General features: G+C 57.0%; 16 protein-coding genes and 1 pseudogene. 5 read left to right on the top strand and 12 right to left on the bottom strand.

What is annotated here, in order from left to right:
• Positions 1 to 6: 6 nt before the first annotated feature.
• Positions 7 to 273, top strand: coding sequence for a class I ribonucleotide reductase maintenance protein YfaE (yfaE, locus tag BLV48_RS12510; protein ID WP_091827122.1), 267 nt, complete (start codon positions 7 to 9; stop codon positions 271 to 273).
• Positions 274 to 561: 288 nt separating this feature from the next.
• Here the strand turns inward: yfaE and nth are convergent, their stop codons facing one another.
• The 11 genes from nth to cysD form a co-directional block, all read right to left on the bottom strand.
• On the bottom strand, positions 562 to 1,200 hold the full coding sequence (gene nth / locus BLV48_RS12515) for an endonuclease III (RefSeq protein ID WP_091827123.1): 639 nt from the start codon (positions 1,198 to 1,200) through the stop codon (positions 562 to 564).
• Positions 1,201 to 1,232: 32 nt separating this feature from the next.
• Positions 1,233 to 2,207, bottom strand: coding sequence for a GGDEF domain-containing protein (locus BLV48_RS12520; protein ID WP_091827124.1), 975 nt, complete (start codon positions 2,205 to 2,207; stop codon positions 1,233 to 1,235).
• Positions 2,207 to 3,271, bottom strand: a complete 1,065-nt coding sequence (locus BLV48_RS12525) for a response regulator (RefSeq protein WP_091827125.1) — start codon at positions 3,269 to 3,271, stop codon at positions 2,207 to 2,209. The genes BLV48_RS12520 and BLV48_RS12525 overlap by 1 nt, the downstream gene beginning before the upstream one ends.
• Positions 3,272 to 3,355: 84 nt before the next feature.
• Complete coding sequence (locus BLV48_RS12530) at positions 3,356 to 4,057, bottom strand: electron transport complex subunit E (RefSeq protein ID WP_091827126.1); 702 nt, start codon at positions 4,055 to 4,057, stop codon at positions 3,356 to 3,358.
• A complete protein-coding gene (gene rsxG, locus BLV48_RS12535; protein WP_091827127.1) occupies positions 4,054 to 4,710 on the bottom strand; it encodes an electron transport complex subunit RsxG in 657 nt (218 codons plus the stop codon). Before rsxG ends, BLV48_RS12530 begins: the two co-directional genes overlap by 4 nt.
• Positions 4,707 to 5,762: an electron transport complex subunit RsxD gene (rsxD, locus tag BLV48_RS12540; RefSeq protein WP_091827128.1), complete on the bottom strand. Its 1,056-nt coding sequence runs from the start codon at positions 5,760 to 5,762 to the stop codon at positions 4,707 to 4,709. The genes rsxG and rsxD overlap by 4 nt, the downstream gene beginning before the upstream one ends.
• A 34-nt stretch (positions 5,763 to 5,796) precedes the next feature.
• Complete coding sequence (gene rsxC / locus BLV48_RS12545) at positions 5,797 to 7,716, bottom strand: electron transport complex subunit RsxC (RefSeq protein ID WP_091827129.1); 1,920 nt, start codon at positions 7,714 to 7,716, stop codon at positions 5,797 to 5,799.
• A complete protein-coding gene (gene rsxB / locus BLV48_RS12550) occupies positions 7,716 to 8,312 on the bottom strand; it encodes an electron transport complex subunit RsxB (protein ID WP_091827130.1) in 597 nt (198 codons plus the stop codon). Before rsxB ends, rsxC begins: the two co-directional genes overlap by 1 nt.
• Positions 8,313 to 8,325: 13 nt before the next feature.
• Positions 8,326 to 8,907, bottom strand: coding sequence for an electron transport complex subunit RsxA (rsxA, locus tag BLV48_RS12555; RefSeq protein ID WP_091827131.1), 582 nt, complete (start codon positions 8,905 to 8,907; stop codon positions 8,326 to 8,328).
• Positions 8,908 to 9,036: 129 nt separating this feature from the next.
• Complete coding sequence (gene cysN / locus BLV48_RS12560) at positions 9,037 to 10,692, bottom strand: sulfate adenylyltransferase subunit CysN (protein ID WP_091827132.1); 1,656 nt, start codon at positions 10,690 to 10,692, stop codon at positions 9,037 to 9,039.
• 43 nt (positions 10,693 to 10,735) lie between these two features.
• Positions 10,736 to 11,653 (bottom strand): sulfate adenylyltransferase subunit CysD, encoded by a 918-nt coding sequence (cysD, locus tag BLV48_RS12565; RefSeq protein WP_091827133.1) that lies wholly within the window; start codon positions 11,651 to 11,653, stop codon positions 10,736 to 10,738.
• A gap of 243 nt (positions 11,654 to 11,896) precedes the next feature.
• Between cysD and BLV48_RS12570 the strand changes: the two genes are divergently transcribed.
• The 3 genes from BLV48_RS12570 to BLV48_RS12580 are packed head-to-tail and all read left to right on the top strand — an operon-like array spanning position 11,897 to position 14,660.
• Positions 11,897 to 13,555 (top strand): nitrite/sulfite reductase, encoded by a 1,659-nt coding sequence (locus BLV48_RS12570; RefSeq protein ID WP_091827134.1) that lies wholly within the window; start codon positions 11,897 to 11,899, stop codon positions 13,553 to 13,555.
• Positions 13,539 to 14,015 (top strand): DUF934 domain-containing protein, encoded by a 477-nt coding sequence (locus BLV48_RS12575; protein WP_091827135.1) that lies wholly within the window; start codon positions 13,539 to 13,541, stop codon positions 14,013 to 14,015. The genes BLV48_RS12570 and BLV48_RS12575 overlap by 17 nt, the downstream gene beginning before the upstream one ends.
• A gap of 21 nt (positions 14,016 to 14,036) precedes the next feature.
• Complete coding sequence (locus BLV48_RS12580) at positions 14,037 to 14,660, top strand: phosphoadenosine phosphosulfate reductase domain-containing protein (RefSeq protein ID WP_091827136.1); 624 nt, start codon at positions 14,037 to 14,039, stop codon at positions 14,658 to 14,660.
• Between the two features lie 36 nt (positions 14,661 to 14,696).
• Here BLV48_RS12580 and BLV48_RS12585 read toward each other — a convergent pair whose 3' ends face one another.
• The gene (locus BLV48_RS12585; RefSeq protein ID WP_091827152.1) at positions 14,697 to 15,662 is read right to left on the bottom strand and encodes an integron integrase; all 966 of its coding nucleotides are present in this window, start codon (positions 15,660 to 15,662) and stop codon (positions 14,697 to 14,699) included.
• Positions 15,663 to 15,910: 248 nt separating this feature from the next.
• On the opposite strand from BLV48_RS12585, the pseudogene BLV48_RS19595 reads away from it, so the two are divergent.
• Positions 15,911 to 17,010 (top strand): annotated as a pseudogene (locus tag BLV48_RS19595) (IS91 family transposase); the annotation flags it as partial.

Below are 17,010 nucleotides of genomic sequence, written 5' to 3' on the forward strand. Positions count from 1 at the left end.
GGACGCATGTCAGGTATTCCACGAATCAAGGTCAGCAATTACCACACATTCTTCTATCAGTATGAGTTTTCTCTGCTGGATGCGCTTGAGTCACAGGAGATTCCTGCCCCCTACAACTGCCGGGGTGGTTACTGTGGCTGCTGTAAAGTGCGCCTGCTGGATGGTGAAGTGGAGTATGTGCAGGATAGTCTGGTAGATCTTCAGGGCGATGAAATACTCACCTGTTGTTGCCGACCGAAGACACATATCGAGATTGAATTGCCCGAAGATTGAACCGGGTCACAAAATCGACATGAAGTGAAAAAAGCGCCTTGACAGGGCGCTTTTTTTTTGAACTTGTACACATGCCTGAAGTGTACTGACTCAGGCCGGTGCATAACCCGTTTCAGCGAAGACGTATTGCTCTATTGACATATGTAAGCTATTGTTTTTTATGGATTTGATGGAAAGCTGACGTTTTTCTTACCAATTTGCTGAAGGCCTCGAATTACGCTGGATTGAGCCATTCTTCCCAATAGTACTCACAGTTTTATCCACAGAAATTGTGGGTAACGAAAGGGGCTATTCGAGCTCCGTTTTCTGCTTGTATTCACATAAATCTTCAATCACGCAGGCACCGCAACGAGGCTTGCGTGCCGTGCAGACATAGCGTCCGTGCAGGATCAGCCAGTGGTGTGCATCCACCAGAAAGGGTTTGGGTACATGGCGCAGCAGTTTTCGTTCGACTTCCAGTACGGTCTTGCCTGGGGCGATACGAGTGCGGTTGGCGACGCGAAAGATATGGGTGTCTACCGCCATGGCGGGCTGGCCAAACGCAGTGTTGAGGACCACGTTGGCAGTCTTGCGGCCAACACCGGGCAGCTTCTCCAGCTCGGCGCGTGTCTGAGGGACTTCGCTGTTGTGCTCTTCGATCAGAATGCGGCAGGTCTTGATGACGTTTTCGGCCTTGGTGTTGAACAGACCGATGGTCTTGATGTACTGCTTCACACCATCCACTCCGAGGGCCAGAATGGCTTCAGGCGTATTGGCGATGGGATAAAGCTTGCGAGTAGCCTTGTTGACGCTGACATCGGTTGCCTGTGCCGACAGCATGACGGCAATCAGCAGCTCAAAGGCGTTGCTGTATTCGAGTTCGGTTTCAGGGTTGGGGTTTTCGGCCTGCAGGCGGCTGAAAATCTGGTATCGCTTGTCGGCATTCATCGCGGTCTGTCCGGTTACGGGCAAAACTGCGATTATTCCAGATCCTCGGCCAGGGTGGTACGGTTGCGGCCATTCTCCTTGGAGTAATACAGCGCTGTGTCGGCATCTCGCATCCACTCTTCATGGGATTGATGCTGGTTGCCAAGCTGAGAAATGCCAAGGCTGGCGGTAAACTGTATACGGTTGGGGCCGTGCCTTACTTCCAGCATCTCGATTGCACGGCGAACCCGTTCGGCGAACACCATGGCGTTGGTGGCTGTGGTGTTGACCAGCAGAACGCCGAACTCCTCGCCGCCATAACGGCCCGGCGTATCCGTGGCACGTGCATGGTGGCGCAGGGTTTCGGACAGGATACGGATGACCTCGTCACCGGCTTGGTGGCTGTAAGTGTCGTTGATCGCCTTGAAGTGGTCCACATCCATCATGACCAGGCTTGAGGGGGTCTGAGTTCGGCGGAAGCGCTCATACTCCTGTCGCAGGCACTCTTCCCAGTAGCCTCGGTTTGCAAGACCACTGAGTCTGTCTGTGCGACTCAGCAGTGCGAGCTCAGCGTTGGCATCACGCAGCCCCAGCTGGCTCATGGCGGCGGCCGTCATGTCATAGATCATAATGCCGACATGGTCGATCTGGCCACTGGGAGAGGAGAGCGGAATCAATGTCACGTTCTGATACATGAACTCAGCCAGTCCCGTAATAGGGTGGTACGGCTTGAAGCGGAACAGGTAAGGGCGCTCTTCCCAGGTGATAAAGGCACGATTGCGAAGCATGAAGACGCTTTCAAGCTTGCGCTGAAACCATTGTCTAGGGAAGTCATCGAACAGGTCTTCCAGTCGTTTGCCGTAAGCAATGGCATCACGTACACCGGAATGGTTGGTCATGAAGTTGTTCCAAAGGTGAACGCGGTGGTCGGCATCCAACACAATCAGGCCCACATCCAAGTGTTGCAGGAGTCCCAGTTGCCAATGGAACTCATCCACGCTCAGTATGTGTTCCGGCGGGTTGATCATCACAGATGCCTCACTAATTCGTTCATGGCCGGAAGTGAATCTTCGGTAAACAGCAGCAGCAGGTCACAACTCAAATCGCGCCCCTCGATCCGGTAACCGATGTCGATGCTTAGTGTTCGCGTCCAGCGGCTGTTCTGTTGCAGGTTCGGTATACTGCAGTGCTGGCCCAGAATCAGTGGCGAACCTTGGCCAAAACTCAGATCCAGCTGTGATCCAAGCCCGTTCAAGAAGGCGCCGATCAAGAGGTTGGCGATATCCATCATCAACTCGCGTTCGACCTGGTCGGTGATTTCACCTTCATGGCCGAGCATATAAGCCAGATCCTGACTGCTGGAGTCACTGAACATCAGCAAGGCTTCACCGGCGATGCCTGGAGCGATAAAGCCCTGACAGATAGTGGTGATCGGATTGTCTCCAGTCGCCTGATGCAACGCCATGTCGAATTCACACAGCTCAACCAACTGTACGTGGGGGATCGGCAATTCGATAAAGACCTTCAACAGCCGTGCAAGGCGATCGGCTGCCTGACCCATAGCGACGTTAGCCAGCTCCTGGTAGCTCTCGGTCAGTTCAAATGCCTGCGATACCGGGTCGAGGCCCAGGCCGCGAGTGCGGTTCAGTGGCTGTGGACGTGCACTTTCGAGATCGGTTTCAACTGCATCATTTACGGTGTCGGCGGGGCGTTCGGCAAGTTCTTCGAGCAGGCCGAATGAGCGCAGAGACTGGGTCAGCAGGTCGGTATCCAGCGGTTTGCGGATGAAATCAAGTGCGCCAAGTTGAATCACACGCTCACGGGCTTCCGGCTGAACATCGCCGGATACAACGATGGTAAGAGTGGGCAGGTCATTGGCACGGATGCGTTCCAGTACCTGGTAGCCATCCAGCAACGGCATGTTAAGGTCGAGAAACAGCAGCTCACCCTTGCCGGCCCTGATCGCCTCAAGTGCCTCCAGGCCATGGCTGGCGTGTGTAATGTCCACATTCCATTGTTTCAGCGCTCGCTCCATCTGTTTGCGAGCGAGGCGGGAATCATCACAGATTACGACGGATAGCGGTTTGCCCACCTTGGCTCCTGTTGATCGAAAATGATGCAGGTTTGGCCGAGGTTAATGAAAAAGGGTTTGGGTTTCAATGAGTAAAAAGTGTCATCAACCGGTAACGCGTACCCTTTTGCTACCCGTCAAGGTTTTGGGAGTCTGTTGCTTGCGGCGTTCTTCCAGGCGCGCATCGATTATGTTCTTCAGCGCAATCAGCAGTCCAAGGCCAACAAAGGCACCCGGTGGCAGAATGGCAAACAGGAAGCCTGGGTAGTCCTCGAACATCAGCCACTTCCAGTTGCGTGCGGCTTCGCCGAACAGCAGGTTCATGTCGCTGAACAGCGCGCCGGTACCCAGCAACTCGCGCATACCGCCCAGCAGGACCAATACGGCGGTGAAGCCGACGCCCATCATCAGGCCGTCCAATACTGAGGCGCGCACCGGGTTCTTGCTGGCAAAGGCATCGGCACGGCCCATGATGGCGCAATTGGTCACAATCAATGGAATGAAGATGCCCAAAATCAGGTAAAGCTCATAGGTGAATGCCTGCATCAGCAGTTCGATCGCCGTCACGAAAGAGGCAATGATCATTACGAAGATCGGCAGGCGTACGGTTTCCGGCACCAGTTTGCGGAAAGCGGATACAGTCAGGTTTGAGCTGACCAGTACCAATGTGCTTGCAAGGCCAAGGCCAAGGGCGTTCACTACGGAGGCGGTGACGGCCAGCAGGGGGCAAAGGCCCAGTAGTTGCACCAGTGCCGGATTGTTGGTCCAAAGGCCGTCCAATGTAATCTTGCGGTAGTCGACGCTCATTGTGTGACTCCTGCCGCAGAAGCGGCGTTAGCAGTAACGGGTTGCAGCAACTGTGCGCGGTGAGCCCGGAAAAACTCGATTGTGCGGGCGGTGGCATTTACGATCGCACGTGGCGTGATAGTAGCACCGGTGAACTGATCAAATCTGCCACCGTCTTTTTTAACCGCCCAGTTCTCGTCACGATTAACCGCCATGTGAGCCCCCTCAAAAGCCAGAATCCAGTCGGATTTGGCCAGCTCGATCTTGTCACCCAGCCCCGGTGTTTCCTTGTGGCTTAGGACGCGTACACCGGCGAGCGAACTGTCGGCATTCACACCGATCAGCAGCTCGATGTTGCCGCTGTAGCCATCTGGTGCAATCACCGGAAGCAGTACAGTTACCACCTCGCCGGAATTGATTGCCTGCCAGCCTGTGCTGCCGGAAGGGTAGCCCAGCTCAGGCGCGGCACTGAGCTGAATCTCATGCGACAGCAGATCGGGATCTATCTCGCGAGGCACGATTTCATACAAGGCACGGGCCTGAAATTCGGCCTTGTTGTGCGCGATTCTCTCGCGTGTACTCAGCTGAGTGAAGGCGATGACAGCCGCTGTTACGATCGCGAAAATGCCTATGGCCAGGGCGTTATTGCGAATGGCCTGAAAGACTTCGTTCATGCCTTGCCTCCATGTCCCTTTTTAGCTCTGTTGTGGCCATAGCTGCGTGGCTGGGTATAGATATCGATAAAGGGCGCCGCCAGATTCATCAGCAAAACCGCGAAGGCCACACCATCTGGGTAGTTGCCCCAGGTACGGATAATGAAAATCAGGATGCCAATGCTGGCACCGAACACTATCCGTCCACGGTTACTGGTCGCGCTGGAGACCGGATCGGTAATGATGAAGAACGCCGCCAGCATGGTGGCACCGGTGCTGAGGTGGAAGAAGGGGTCGGCATAGTTGTCGGGATCAAAACCGAAAAACATGCTTGAACACAGGGCCAGTGCCAGCAGCATGGAGATGGGTGCGTGCCAGGTGATCACCTTGCGGTACAGCAGAAAGATACCGCCCATCAGCCAGGCGGCACTGACTGCGTGCCAGGCGCCGATGCCTTGTGACAATACGGTGGACTGGCGCCAGGCTTCTTCGGTGGTCAGGCCGCCACGATGGCGGATTTCATCCAGAGGGGTCGCTCCGGTAAAGCTGTCATACCAGAGGTTGTCGGCGGCGGCGAAGATGGCCTTCAGCGTGTCGAGGAACGGCGCTATCTGCCAGCCGTCGCCATTGAGTACGAAGGGGGCGGTCCAGCGTGTCATTTCCACCGGGAACGAGATCAGCAGGAGGGCATAGGCCACCATGGCGGGATTGAACGGGTTCTGGCCCAGACCTCCGTAAAGGTGCTTGCCCAATACAATGGCAACAAACACGCCGACCAGTGTCATCCACCAGGGCGCGAAGGGAGGAATTGCCACGGCCAGCAGCATGGCCGTGACAATGGCGCTGCCATCGCTGAGGTGAAACAGCACCGGGCGCTTGCGCAGCTTGAGTATTACAGCTTCAAATCCCAGTGCCAGCAGGCCGGCCCAGATAATCTGGATTACAGTGCCCCAGCCGAAAAAGACGGTCATGGCCAGAATGCCGGGCAGCATGGCCAGCATCACCAGTCGCATCACATTGGCGGTGCTGTTGGCCTTGTAGACATGAGGTGAACTCAGTCGGATCAGTGACATCGGTGTGCGATCCTGTCTTAAGTATCAGTTGGGTTTAGGCCGGCGAGTGCTCGCTCAGGCTCTGGTTCAGTGCGTCGGATTTCTTGCGGGCTTCCACCAGTTCGGTTTCCATCTCCCGACGTGCCTGTTCGTCTTCCGTCTTGGTCAGTGCGCGTTCCAGTTTGGTCACCGCTGCGCGGGCCATGGCGGCATCAATCTTGAGCTGCTTGAGATCTACGCCCTTTTCGGCGGCGGCAGCGGCCTCTGCCTGCTCAGCTGCCTTAAAGGCCTGCTCGGCTTCTTCTGATTTCTGCTCCAGGTCAGTCAGGGTGACGCGCAGGGCATCGATGCCATCAAGCCCCTTGTCTTCAGCGTTCTTGAGAGCGTCACGGGCCTTTTTCAGCTTGGTACGGGCAACCGCTGCAGCGGTTTTCAGTTGCTTCAGGTCTGGTGCTGCACTGGCTGCAGGGGCGGCGTTGCCGGGTTCGGCCTGTGCCTTGTCCGCTTCGGTACTCTTGCGAGACTGTTGTGCCCGTGCGGCCTCTTCGGCCCGCGCCTTACGGCGTGCCTCCTTCTCGGCCTGTTCGCGTTCGAGCCGCGCCTGACGGGCTTCAAAACGCTGACGCGCATGGTCAGCCTTGCGTTGTTCGGCTTCTTCGGTACGAATCTCGGATTTGGCAAAGCGATAGTACTGCACCAGCGGAATGCTGCTGGGGCAGACATAGGCACAGGCGCCGCACTCGATGCAGTCGAACAGGTTGTGATTACGCGCCTTGTCGAACTCACGCCCTTTGGAGAACCAGTACAGCTGCTGCGGCAGCAGCGTAACGGGGCAAACCTGCTCACACATATTGCAACGGATGCAGGGCTGCTCAGGTGGTGCCTGTGGCATTTCCTCATCGCTGGCGGCAATGATGCAGTTGGTGGTCTTGATCACAGGGATCTGATCATGCGCGACCGTGACCCCCATCATCGGCCCGCCCATCACCAGCCTGAACAGACGGCCTTCATACAGGCTGGCGGCCTCCAGCAGGTCGGCAAAGGGGGTGCCGATCAGGGCTTCAAAATTCTGTGGCTTGGCCACGGCATCGCCGGTGACGGTAACAATGCGGGAAATCAGCGGCTCGCCAAAATGTACTGCACGATGGATGGCGGTTGCCGTGCCCACATTCTGGCACACGATGCCGATATCGGCAGGGATGCGACCACTTGGCACTTCCAATCCGGTGAGCAGCTGGATCAGCTGGCGTTCACCGCCCGAAGGGTATTTGGTGGGCACGACGCGGATATCAACATTCAGCTCGCAACCCTTGAGTACCGCTTCCAATGCGTGGATTGCCTGCGGCTTGTTGTCCTCGATGCCGATCATGATATGGCTCGGGCGCAACAGGTGGCTGATGATGCGAATGCCGCTGAGAATGTCGGCGGCACGCTCACGCATCAGCATGTCATCAGCCGTGATATAGGGTTCGCACTCGGCGGCGTTGATGATCAGAGTATTGACGATATGGTCATCACCCAGATGCAGCTTCACATCGGTTGGGAAGCCAGCACCGCCCATGCCGGCGATGCCGCACTGGCGGATATGCTCGATCAGAACCGAGGGCTCCAGCCGGGTGTAATCCTGCAGGCCCTGGTGTTCAATCCACTCATTCTGACCGTCGGTTTCCAGCGTGATGCAGTCAGACTCAAGGCCTGATGCATGCGGCACCGGGTGTGGCCCGATGGAGCGCACAATGCCTGAGGTAGGCGCGTGCAGCGATGCGCTGATACGGCCCACCGGTTCGGCAATCAACTGTCCCTTGAGTACACGATCGCCCACATTGACCACCGGGTTGGCGGCAATGCCGATATGCTGCTGCAGTGGGATATAGAGCATCTTCGGCAGCGGTGCATGGGCAATCGGGGTGCGGGTAGACTGCTTCTTGTTTTCCGGCGGGTGGACGCCACCGTGGAACGCAAATACCTTGCCCATCAGTGTGCCTCCTGCTGTTCGGCGCCGCGACCACGGTCGGTCGCGATCAGGCTGGAGGACTCGGTTGGCGAGGGCCATTTCCAGTTGGTAATGGTGGTTTCCACCGGAATCATATCAATACAGTCCACGGGGCAGGGTTCAACACAGAGATCGCAGCCGGTGCACTCATCGACGATGACGGTATGCATCTGTTTGGCGGCGCCCAGAATCGCATCCACGGGGCAGGCCTGAATGCACTTGGTGCAGCCGATGCATTCATCTTCGCGGATAAAGGCAACCTTTTTGACCTGTTCTTCACCGTGTTCGGCATCCAGCGGCACCGCTTCCACATCGAGCAGGTCAGCCAGCGCTTCGATGGTGCTTTGACCACCGGGCGGGCACTTGTTGATCGCCTCACCATTGGCGATCGCTTCCGCGTAGGGGCGACAGCCCGGGTAGCCGCACTGGCCACACTGCGTTTGTGGCAACAGGGAATCGATCTGATCCACGATCGGGTTGCCCTCGACACGAAAGCGTACCGAGGCATAACCCAGAATCACGCCGAACACGACGGCGAGGCAAAACAGGATAAGAATAGCGGTAATAACGGTCGTCATCGTCGCCTCCGCCTCAGAACTGCACGAGGCCGGCAAAGCCCATGAAGGCCAGCGACATCAGACCGGCGGTGACCATGCCGATGGCCGCACCGCGAAAGGGAACGGGCACATCCGCGACGGCGATCCGCTCACGAATGGCCGAGAACAGCACCAGCGCCATCGAGAAGCCGACGGCAGCACCAAAACCATAGGCGATCGATTCAAGGAAACCGTTCTGCTTCTTTATGTTGAGCAGGGCAACGCCGAGTACCGCACAGTTGGTGGTGATCAGCGGCAGGAAGATGCCGAGCAGCTTGTACAGCAGAGGACTGGTTTTGTGCACCACCATTTCGGTGAACTGCACCACTACCGCAATCACCAGAATAAAGGCGATGGTTTGCAGGTATTCCAGCTCGAAGGGGACCAGCAGGGTCGAGTACACCAGATAGCTGCACACCGACGACAGCGTCAGCACGAAGGTGGTGGCCAGGGACATGCCCATGGCCGTTTCCAGTTTGTTGGAAACACCCATGAACGGGCACAGCCCGAGGAACTGGACCAGTACGAAGTTATTCACCAGTACGGTGCTGATCAGGATGAGCAGAAATTCAGTCATAGCCCCTGTCAATGCCTCAAGCCCTGCCGGCATGACCGGGCAGGGCGTATTAGATTCCGCTGAATTTTACCGGATTTATAACCTTAGGGTATAGATCCGCAGGCCGAGCGCAAGCGCCCGATCCCCGACTCAGATCAGATCTGCCTGCTGAATTTTCTGCAACAGTGCCTTGACCTGCGCGGTTGGAGGCAGTTCTGCGTCGGCCTCAAGCACCAGATCTGCCTCAAAATCATCACGCTGAGTCAGCAGCAACAGACCGGCAGCCTTGAGTGCGGCGACCTGCTCAGTGTTCTGGAAGGTCAATGCCAGCGGCAGGCGGCCACGATTGAACAGCTGTTGCTCAAGTGTATACAGCAGTGTTGCACCCTGAGTCGCGTCAGTGGCCTTGATCTGAACCAGTGCAGCTTTCTGACCAAAGCGCTCGGCACGCTGCTGAGTGCTGATGATGGACTCGGCGTGCAGCTCAATCGCACTGTCATCTTCCGCTTCGGCCTGAATCATGCCGGCTGCCACGGTGGCGTTGGTCAGGCGGTCGACGATAATGAACGAACCGGTGCCCTTGTGACGACGGTAGTCATCCGCCACGATTGGCCGCTCCAGTGTGACTTCAACCTGAGCGATCTCGTTCAGTCCCAGTGTCGCTGCCGGACTTTGTTCCAGCGTATTCACATCGATGCGGTGACGAATCGCGCTGACACGCCCTGCCGTGCGGGTGCTGGCCAGCTTGATTTCGTAGCTGCGACCCGGAATCAGCTCCTGTTCCGACATCCATACCAGATGCGCTGCGAAGCGGTTAGTCACTTCCGGTACCTGATCACTGTGTACGATCAGGTCGCCACGGGAGATATCGATTTCGTCTTCCAGTGTCAGCGTCACCGCCATGGGCGCAAACGCCTCGGGCAGCTCGCCATCGAAGGTTACGATCGATTTCACCTTGCTGGATTTGCCGGAGGGCAATACCGTCACCGCATCACCCGGGCGCACGATACCCGCACTCAGAGTACCGCAGTAGCCGCGGAAGTTCAGGTTCGGGCGGTTGACGTACTGCACCGGGAAGCGCAGCTCATCAAAGTTGGCGTCGCCGGCGATCTCTACGTTTTCCAGCGTCTGCATCAGCGAATCGCCGCTGTACCAGTGCATGTTCTCTGACGGGTTGACCACGTTGTCGCCCTTCAGGGCGGAAATCGGTGCGAAGTGGATATCCTTCAGTCCCAGCCCCTGAGCAAAGTTCAGGTAGTCCTGCTTGATCTGTTCAAAGCGTTCTTCGCTGAAGTCCACCAGATCCATCTTGTTGATCGCCACCACGGTGTGCTTGATGCCCAGCAGGGACACGATGAAGCTGTGACGGCGGGTCTGCACCTGTACCCCGTGACGGGCGTCGATCAGGATGATCGCCAGATCACAGGTGGACGCACCGGTGGCCATGTTGCGGGTGTACTGCTCGTGCCCCGGCGTATCGGCGATGATGAACTTGCGCTTGGCGGTGGAGAAGTAGCGGTAGGCCACATCAATGGTGATGCCCTGTTCGCGCTCGGCCTGCAGGCCGTCGACCAGCAGTGCCAGATCGATCTCGTCTCCGGTGGTGCCGACTTTCTTGCTGTCGTTCTGAATCGCGGCCAGCTGATCTTCATAGATCATCTTGGAGTCGTGCAGCAGACGACCGATCAGGGTGGATTTGCCGTCGTCTACGCTGCCGCAGGTGAGAAAGCGCAGCAGCTCCTTGTTCTCGTGCTGGTCCAGATAGGCGTCGATGTCAGTGGCGATCAGATCAGATTGATGACTCATAATGCTGTACTCAAATATCCGTTAACGAGATGGCGGTGGCGGCTCAGAAATACCCTTCGATCTTCTTCTGCTCCATGGAACCGGCGCTGTCGTGGTCGATGGCGCGGCCCTGGCGTTCTGACGTGGTGGTCAGCAGCATCTCCTGAATGATCTCGGGCAGGGTGTCGGCATCGGATTCCACGGCGCCGGTCAGCGGGTAGCAGCCCAGCGTACGGAAACGGATATTCTTCATCATCGGCACTTCGCCATCCGCCAGCGGCAGGCGCTCGTCGTCGACCATGATCAGCATGCCATCGCGCTCGACCACAGGGCGCACCGCCGAGAAATACAGCGGAACGATGGGGATCTGCTCCAGATGGATGTACTGCCAGATGTCCAGCTCGGTCCAGTTCGACAGCGGGAATACGCGGATGCTCTCGCCCTTGTCGACACGGGTGTTAAAGGTGTTCCACAGCTCCGGGCGCTGGTTCTTCGGGTCCCAGCGGTGGTGCTTGTCACGGAAGGAGAACACGCGTTCCTTGGCGCGGGATTTCTCTTCGTCACGGCGTGCACCGCCGAAAGCGGCGTCGAACTTGTACTGGTTCAGCGCCTGCTTCAACCCCTGGGTTTTCATGATGTCGGTGTGCTTGGACGAGCCGTGGGTGAAGGGGCTGATGCCCATCTCAACGCCTTCGGGGTTGATGTGGACGATCAGGTCCATGCCGGCCTCCTTCGCCATGTGGTCACGGAACTGGATCATCTCCTTGAACTTCCAGGTGGTGTCCACATGCAGCAGCGGGAAGGGCGGCTTGCCCGGGAAGAACGCCTTGCGTGCCAGATGCAGCATCACGGAAGAGTCCTTGCCGACAGAATAGAGCATGACCGGATTGTCGAACTCGGCAGCCACTTCACGGATGATGTGGATGCTCTCGGCTTCGAGCTGCTTGAGATGGGTCAGGCGGTGTTCCGGCAACAGATTCATCATTCGACTCTTTCACTTGGTTGCGACACGAAAGCCCCGGAGGGCTAATAACTGGATGGCATTATGTCGAAGCGCCAATAAAATAAAAAAGAATATATAAGCATTTTTATATTCCGTCTGGTGATATGGGCGGTATCGAATAATGGTTATAACAAAATTATCAATTAGTATTTTACGTTATAAAAACGACTGGGTAACATGGCGACCTGTTTCAATGACGCTCAGTAGAAAGGTTGAACTGACATGTACCAGTACACCGAAGTGGATCAGAAGCTGGTAGACGAACGGGTGGCGCAGTACCGCGACCAGACCCGCCGCTACCTTGCAGGCGAGCTGCCGGACGAAGAGTTCCGTGCATTGCGCCTGATGAACGGCCTTTATATACAGCGTCAGGCACCGATGCTGCGCGTGGCGGTTCCCTATGGTCTGATGTCTTCGACCCAGATGCGCAAGCTGGCGCACATCGCCCGCACCTATGACAAGGGCTACGGTCACTTCACCACCCGTACCAATATTCAGTACAACTGGCCCACGCTGGAGTCGGTGCCGGATATCCTGGCCGAGCTGGCTGAGGTGCAGATGCACGCCATCCAGACCTCGGGCAACTGTATTCGCAACACCACCACTGACCCCTACGCCGGCGTCATCGCCAGTGAGCTGGAAGATCCGCGTCCTTGGTGCGAGATCATCCGTCAGTGGTCCACGCTGCACCCGGAATTCGCCTACCTGCCGCGCAAGTTCAAGATCGCCGTCACCGGTGGTCCCGAAGACCGTGCCGCTTCGCAGGTTCACGACATCGGCCTGCATCTGGTCAAGAACGAACAGGGCGAGATCGGCTTTGAAGTGCTGGTCGGTGGCGGCTTGGGCCGTACCCCGGTGATCGGCAAGCAGATCCGTCCCTTCCTTGAGGGGCGTGACCTGCTCTCCTATCTGGAAGCGATCATCCGTGTGTACAACCTGAACGGTCGTCGTGACAACAAGTACAAGGCGCGCATCAAGATTCTGGTGAACGCCATGGGAATTGATGCCTTCCGCGAGCAGGTCGAAGCCGAGTGGGCCGAGATCCGTGAATCCGACCTGCGCCTGCCGCAGGGCGAGATCGACAGGGTCAAGGCCCAGTTTGCACCGCCGGCCTACGCGGCGGATGCGGCCAACAATGACCTGAACGCCCAGCTGGCCGAGAACGATGACTTCCGCGTCTGGTACGAGCGCAACACGGTTGAACACAAGGTGCCGGGCTACCGCATCGTTGTGGTATCGCTCAAGCCCTACCTGAAGGCGCCGGGCGATATTACCGACGTGCAGATGGATGCCGTGGCCGATCTTGCGGAGCGCTTCTCGTTTGGCGAGATTCGCGCCACCCATCACCAGAACCTGGTGCTGGCTGACGTGAAGCAGGGCGATCTGCTGCAGGTATGGAAGATCCTCAACGCCAACAATCTGGCGCGGCCCAATATCGGCACCCTGACCGACATGATCGTCTGCCCCGGTTTTGATTTCTGCGGTCTGGCCAACGCCCATACCCTGAACATCGCCGAGCAGATCAACGAGAAGTTCGAACAGGTGGACTTCCTGCATAACGTAGGCAACGTTCGCCTGAATATGTCCGGCTGCATCAACGCCTGTGCGCACCACCATGTGGGGCACATCGGTATCCTCGGCGTCGACAAGAAGGGCGAGGACTGGTACCAGTTCACCTTGGGCGGTTCGTCCGAGGCAGATGCGGCACTGGGCAAGGCACTGGGCAAGGCGATTGCCGCCGACGAGGTGGCCAACACCATCGAAAAGATTTTGCTGACCTACATTGAACAGCGTAAATCCGAAGAGGAAAGCTTCCTCGATCTGGTACGCCGTGTGGGTGTAGACCCCTTCAAGGAGGCTGTATATGGCGCTGATCATTGATCGCAAACCGGTAACCGAAGACCGCTGGCAGTGGCTGGCGGATGATCAGGCGCTGCCCGCCGAAGGTCCGGTCGTATTGCCGTTGGCACGCTGGCTGGAAGAAGCCGACACACTGGCAGGCCGCGAAACCGGTGTGCAGGTGAACGGTGACGACGACCTGCAGCAGGTACTGGCACTGCAGGACCGTGTCAGCCTGTTTGCAGTGGAGTTCCCGGCCTTTACCGATGGCCGCGGTTTCAGCATCGCACGCCTGCTGCGTCGCGGCGGCTTCAAGGGTGAAATCCGCGCCATTGGCGACGTGACCCGTGACCGTCTGGCGCATCTGGAGCGCTGCGGCTTCAACGCCCTGCAGGTACCGGACGAGCGCTACAGCCCGGACGTGTTGCAGGCGTTTGACGAAATCGGCGTCCATTACCAGGGCGGTGCGTCACTGGCGCGTCCGGCCTATCCTCAGAGCTGAACCGGAATCAGGAGACAACCGATGAGCATCGATCTGGCTGCCGCCAACGCGGAACTGGCGGGCAAAACCCCGCAGGAGATCATCGCCTGGGCCATCGCCCACAGCGACAAGCCACTGGTCACGACCAACTTCCGTCCCTATGAGTCGGTGATTCTGCACATGGCCGTGCAGGTCAAGCCGGACATTCAGGTGCTGTGGGTCGATTCCGGTTACAACACCTCGGCCACCTACCGCTTCGCGGAAAAGCTGATCAAGGATCTGAACCTGAACATCCACACCTTCATCCCGCAGATGAGCGCAGCCCGTCGCAACGTGCTGATGGGCGGCATCCCGGATGTGGACGATCCGCAGCATGACGAGTTCACCCGTCAGGTGAAACTGGAACCCTTCCAGCGCGCACTGTCCGAACTCAAGCCCGACCTGTGGCTGAACGCGATCCGCAAGGACCAGACCGAATTCCGCCAGTCACTGGATATCGTGACGGCCAGCAAGGACGGAATCATCAAGGTTGCACCGCTGTTCAACTGGACCGAAGCCGACATGGACGCCTACCTGGCCGAACACAACCTGCCCAACGAACACGACTACTTCGACCCCACCAAGGCGCTCGAAACACGTGAGTGCGGACTGCATACGCAGTTGTAAGTTAGCCCCCGCAGGTCTCGCTGCCTTGTGAGACCTTTACAGGGTGCTCAACGGGCTTCTAACGCCCTGGGCGCCCTGTTTCAATACATGCGTAGAGATCTCGGTTGTCTTCACATCGGCATGACCAAGCTGCTGCTGTACCGTGCGTATATCAACGCCTGACTGCAGCAAATGCGTTGCAAATGAGTGCCGCAGGGTATGACAGGATACCGGCTTGCGAATACCGGCATCCCGAGCGGCTTTTCTTATCAGTTTGTTCAGGTTACTCTCATCGTAATGGTGTCGGCGCAGGAGTTTGCCGGCAGGGTCAATACTCAGGCGAGAAGCAGGGAAGAGATAATGCCAGCTAGATTCAAACGGCGCATTGGGATACTTTCGAGCAAGGGCATCAGGCAGCCAAACGCCCGCGTAACCTTCGCACATCAAATCCTGTTTGAGGTAATTTTCAACCCGCTCAACCTGCTGACTCAGCATGGGCAGAAGCTCTTCCGCCAGTGTCACCAGACGATGCTTGCCACCCTTGCCGTTGATCACCCGAATTTGCCTGTAGTCGAAATCGACATCTTTGACTCTCAGGCGAACCAACTCGATACGCCGCAATCCCGAGCCATACAACATGGCGGCCATCAGATAATAGACTCCAGTCAGTTGACAGAGCAGTGCGGCCACTTCCTTACTGGTCAGCACGATGGGCAACTTGCGGGGCTTTCGAGCAGGGCTGAAGCTCGACAGGTCACCTACCGTTTGACCCAGGAATTTGGTTTTAAGAAAAACGATGGCATTCAGGGCAAGCGCCTGAGTCCCGGCAGAAACATTATGCTCAACGGCCAGGAAAGTCAGAAAGCGGATAATGTCTTCATCATGCAATTGGCTGGGGTGGCGCTTACCGCTGTACAGAATGAAGTACTTGATCCAGTAAAGATATGTGCTGATCGTCCGGCGACTGTAGCGTTGGACCAACATGAAGTCCTCAACGGACTTGAGAAAAGGAGATTTCGACATGTACCACACCTCATCCATGAAATGTATGCAGACCGTTATACCCGCTGGGTGGCGTGATGTCGAGAAAAGTACCTTTTTGACAGTTCGACTTGGTGTCAAGTCATTGTATATCAATGGGTTATGAAGCTGCGATCAGAATTAAAAGGTATACCCGCTAATAATTATTATGAGGTCGCAGACCTCATTAACAGACTGTTGAACATAACCGCTTCGCGGTGGAGTGCGAGATTTTAAAGAGGCATAGGGACATGCCGAATAGAGCGATACAACGGCTATTTCAGTCGTATAAAGCGGCGTTGGATGAATCGCCTCAGCCACGGAAAAACCGGCGGGCGATTACATCCATTACGTATTGTAGAACGCGGGATATGGGGGTGAGTTATTACGCCTGCCCGGACTGTCAGGAGTGGTGGGAACAGTGTCACTCCTGCCGTCACCGCAGCTGTTATGTGTGCGCAGAAGCACCGTAAAGACTGGATTGAGGCACAGAAGCAGCGCCTGTTAGACGTGCCGCACTTTCACGTGATCTTTACGTTGCCGCATGAGTATTTGCCGCTGTGGCGGTATAACGAAGGACTGTTTGCACGGCTACTGTTCCGAGCCAGTCAGGAAGCCTTGCAGGAGTTGCTGGCGGATAAGAAGTATGGCGGCATTCGCCCCGGTATTTTGATGGCCCTGCACACCTGGGGGCGGCAACTGACGCTGCACCCGCATACGCACTGTCTGGTGACGGCCGGTGGCCTGATGAAGTCAGGTGAGTGGAAAGATGTTGGTGACTACCTGCTCCCAAGTGCGGTATTGAGGCGCTATTACCGTGGCAAGGTGCAAGCCCTGCTCAAGGACGCAGCTGATGACAAACGTCTGGTCCTACCACCAGATCTGAGTGCAGAGGCTTTCTGGCGACAGCACCGAAGCCTGTACAGGAAAGAGTGGAGTGTTCGAATCGAGGAGCGCTACACGCATGGACGTGGAATCATGCTGTACCTGGCCAGATACTGTAAAGGCGGGCCGTTGAGGCCTGAACAGATCAAGCGTTGGGACGGGCAACGGCTGGAGATGAGCTATCTGGATCACCGAGATAAGCGCATCAAGCAACAGAAATTGACGCCGTGGCAGATGATTCAGCGGTTGTTGCAGCATGTCCCGGCCAAAGGCGTGCATACGGTGCGGTACTACGGGCTATACGCCCCGGCAGCCAGGAAGCGGCACCAACGGATGTTGGCGCAGCACGGTAATCTGGCGCGGATGAAGGTTCGAGATGCTGAGCCCATGGAGCAGGTGTTGTTGTGTTGTAAGGCCTGTGGTGCGCACGCTGAGTTGCTGAGACGACGTTGTCGCAAGGCTGTAA

The organism is Marinobacterium iners DSM 11526 (assembly GCF_900107855.1).
Taxonomy (GTDB): Bacteria; Pseudomonadota; Gammaproteobacteria; order Pseudomonadales; family Balneatricaceae; genus Marinobacterium; species Marinobacterium iners.

Coding starts and splice junctions, on each gene's coding strand:
- yfaE (WP_091827122.1), top strand. CDS start 7: ATGTCAGGTATTCCACGAATCAAGGTCAGCAATTACCACACATTCTTC.
- nth (WP_091827123.1), bottom strand. CDS start 1,200: ATGAATGCCGACAAGCGATACCAGATTTTCAGCCGCCTGCAGGCCGAA.
- BLV48_RS12520 (WP_091827124.1), bottom strand. CDS start 2,207: ATGATCAACCCGCCGGAACACATACTGAGCGTGGATGAGTTCCATTGG.
- BLV48_RS12530 (WP_091827126.1), bottom strand. CDS start 4,057: ATGAGCGTCGACTACCGCAAGATTACATTGGACGGCCTTTGGACCAAC.
- rsxG (WP_091827127.1), bottom strand. CDS start 4,710: ATGAACGAAGTCTTTCAGGCCATTCGCAATAACGCCCTGGCCATAGGC.
- rsxD (WP_091827128.1), bottom strand. CDS start 5,762: ATGTCACTGATCCGACTGAGTTCACCTCATGTCTACAAGGCCAACAGC.
- rsxC (WP_091827129.1), bottom strand. CDS start 7,716: ATGGGCAAGGTATTTGCGTTCCACGGTGGCGTCCACCCGCCGGAAAAC.
- rsxB (WP_091827130.1), bottom strand. CDS start 8,312: ATGACGACCGTTATTACCGCTATTCTTATCCTGTTTTGCCTCGCCGTC.
- rsxA (WP_091827131.1), bottom strand. CDS start 8,907: ATGACTGAATTTCTGCTCATCCTGATCAGCACCGTACTGGTGAATAAC.
- cysN (WP_091827132.1), bottom strand. CDS start 10,692: ATGAGTCATCAATCTGATCTGATCGCCACTGACATCGACGCCTATCTG.
- cysD (WP_091827133.1), bottom strand. CDS start 11,653: ATGAATCTGTTGCCGGAACACCGCCTGACCCATCTCAAGCAGCTCGAA.
- BLV48_RS12570 (WP_091827134.1), top strand. CDS start 11,897: ATGTACCAGTACACCGAAGTGGATCAGAAGCTGGTAGACGAACGGGTG.
- BLV48_RS12575 (WP_091827135.1), top strand. CDS start 13,539: ATGGCGCTGATCATTGATCGCAAACCGGTAACCGAAGACCGCTGGCAG.
- BLV48_RS12580 (WP_091827136.1), top strand. CDS start 14,037: ATGAGCATCGATCTGGCTGCCGCCAACGCGGAACTGGCGGGCAAAACC.
- BLV48_RS12585 (WP_091827152.1), bottom strand. CDS start 15,662: ATGTCGAAATCTCCTTTTCTCAAGTCCGTTGAGGACTTCATGTTGGTC.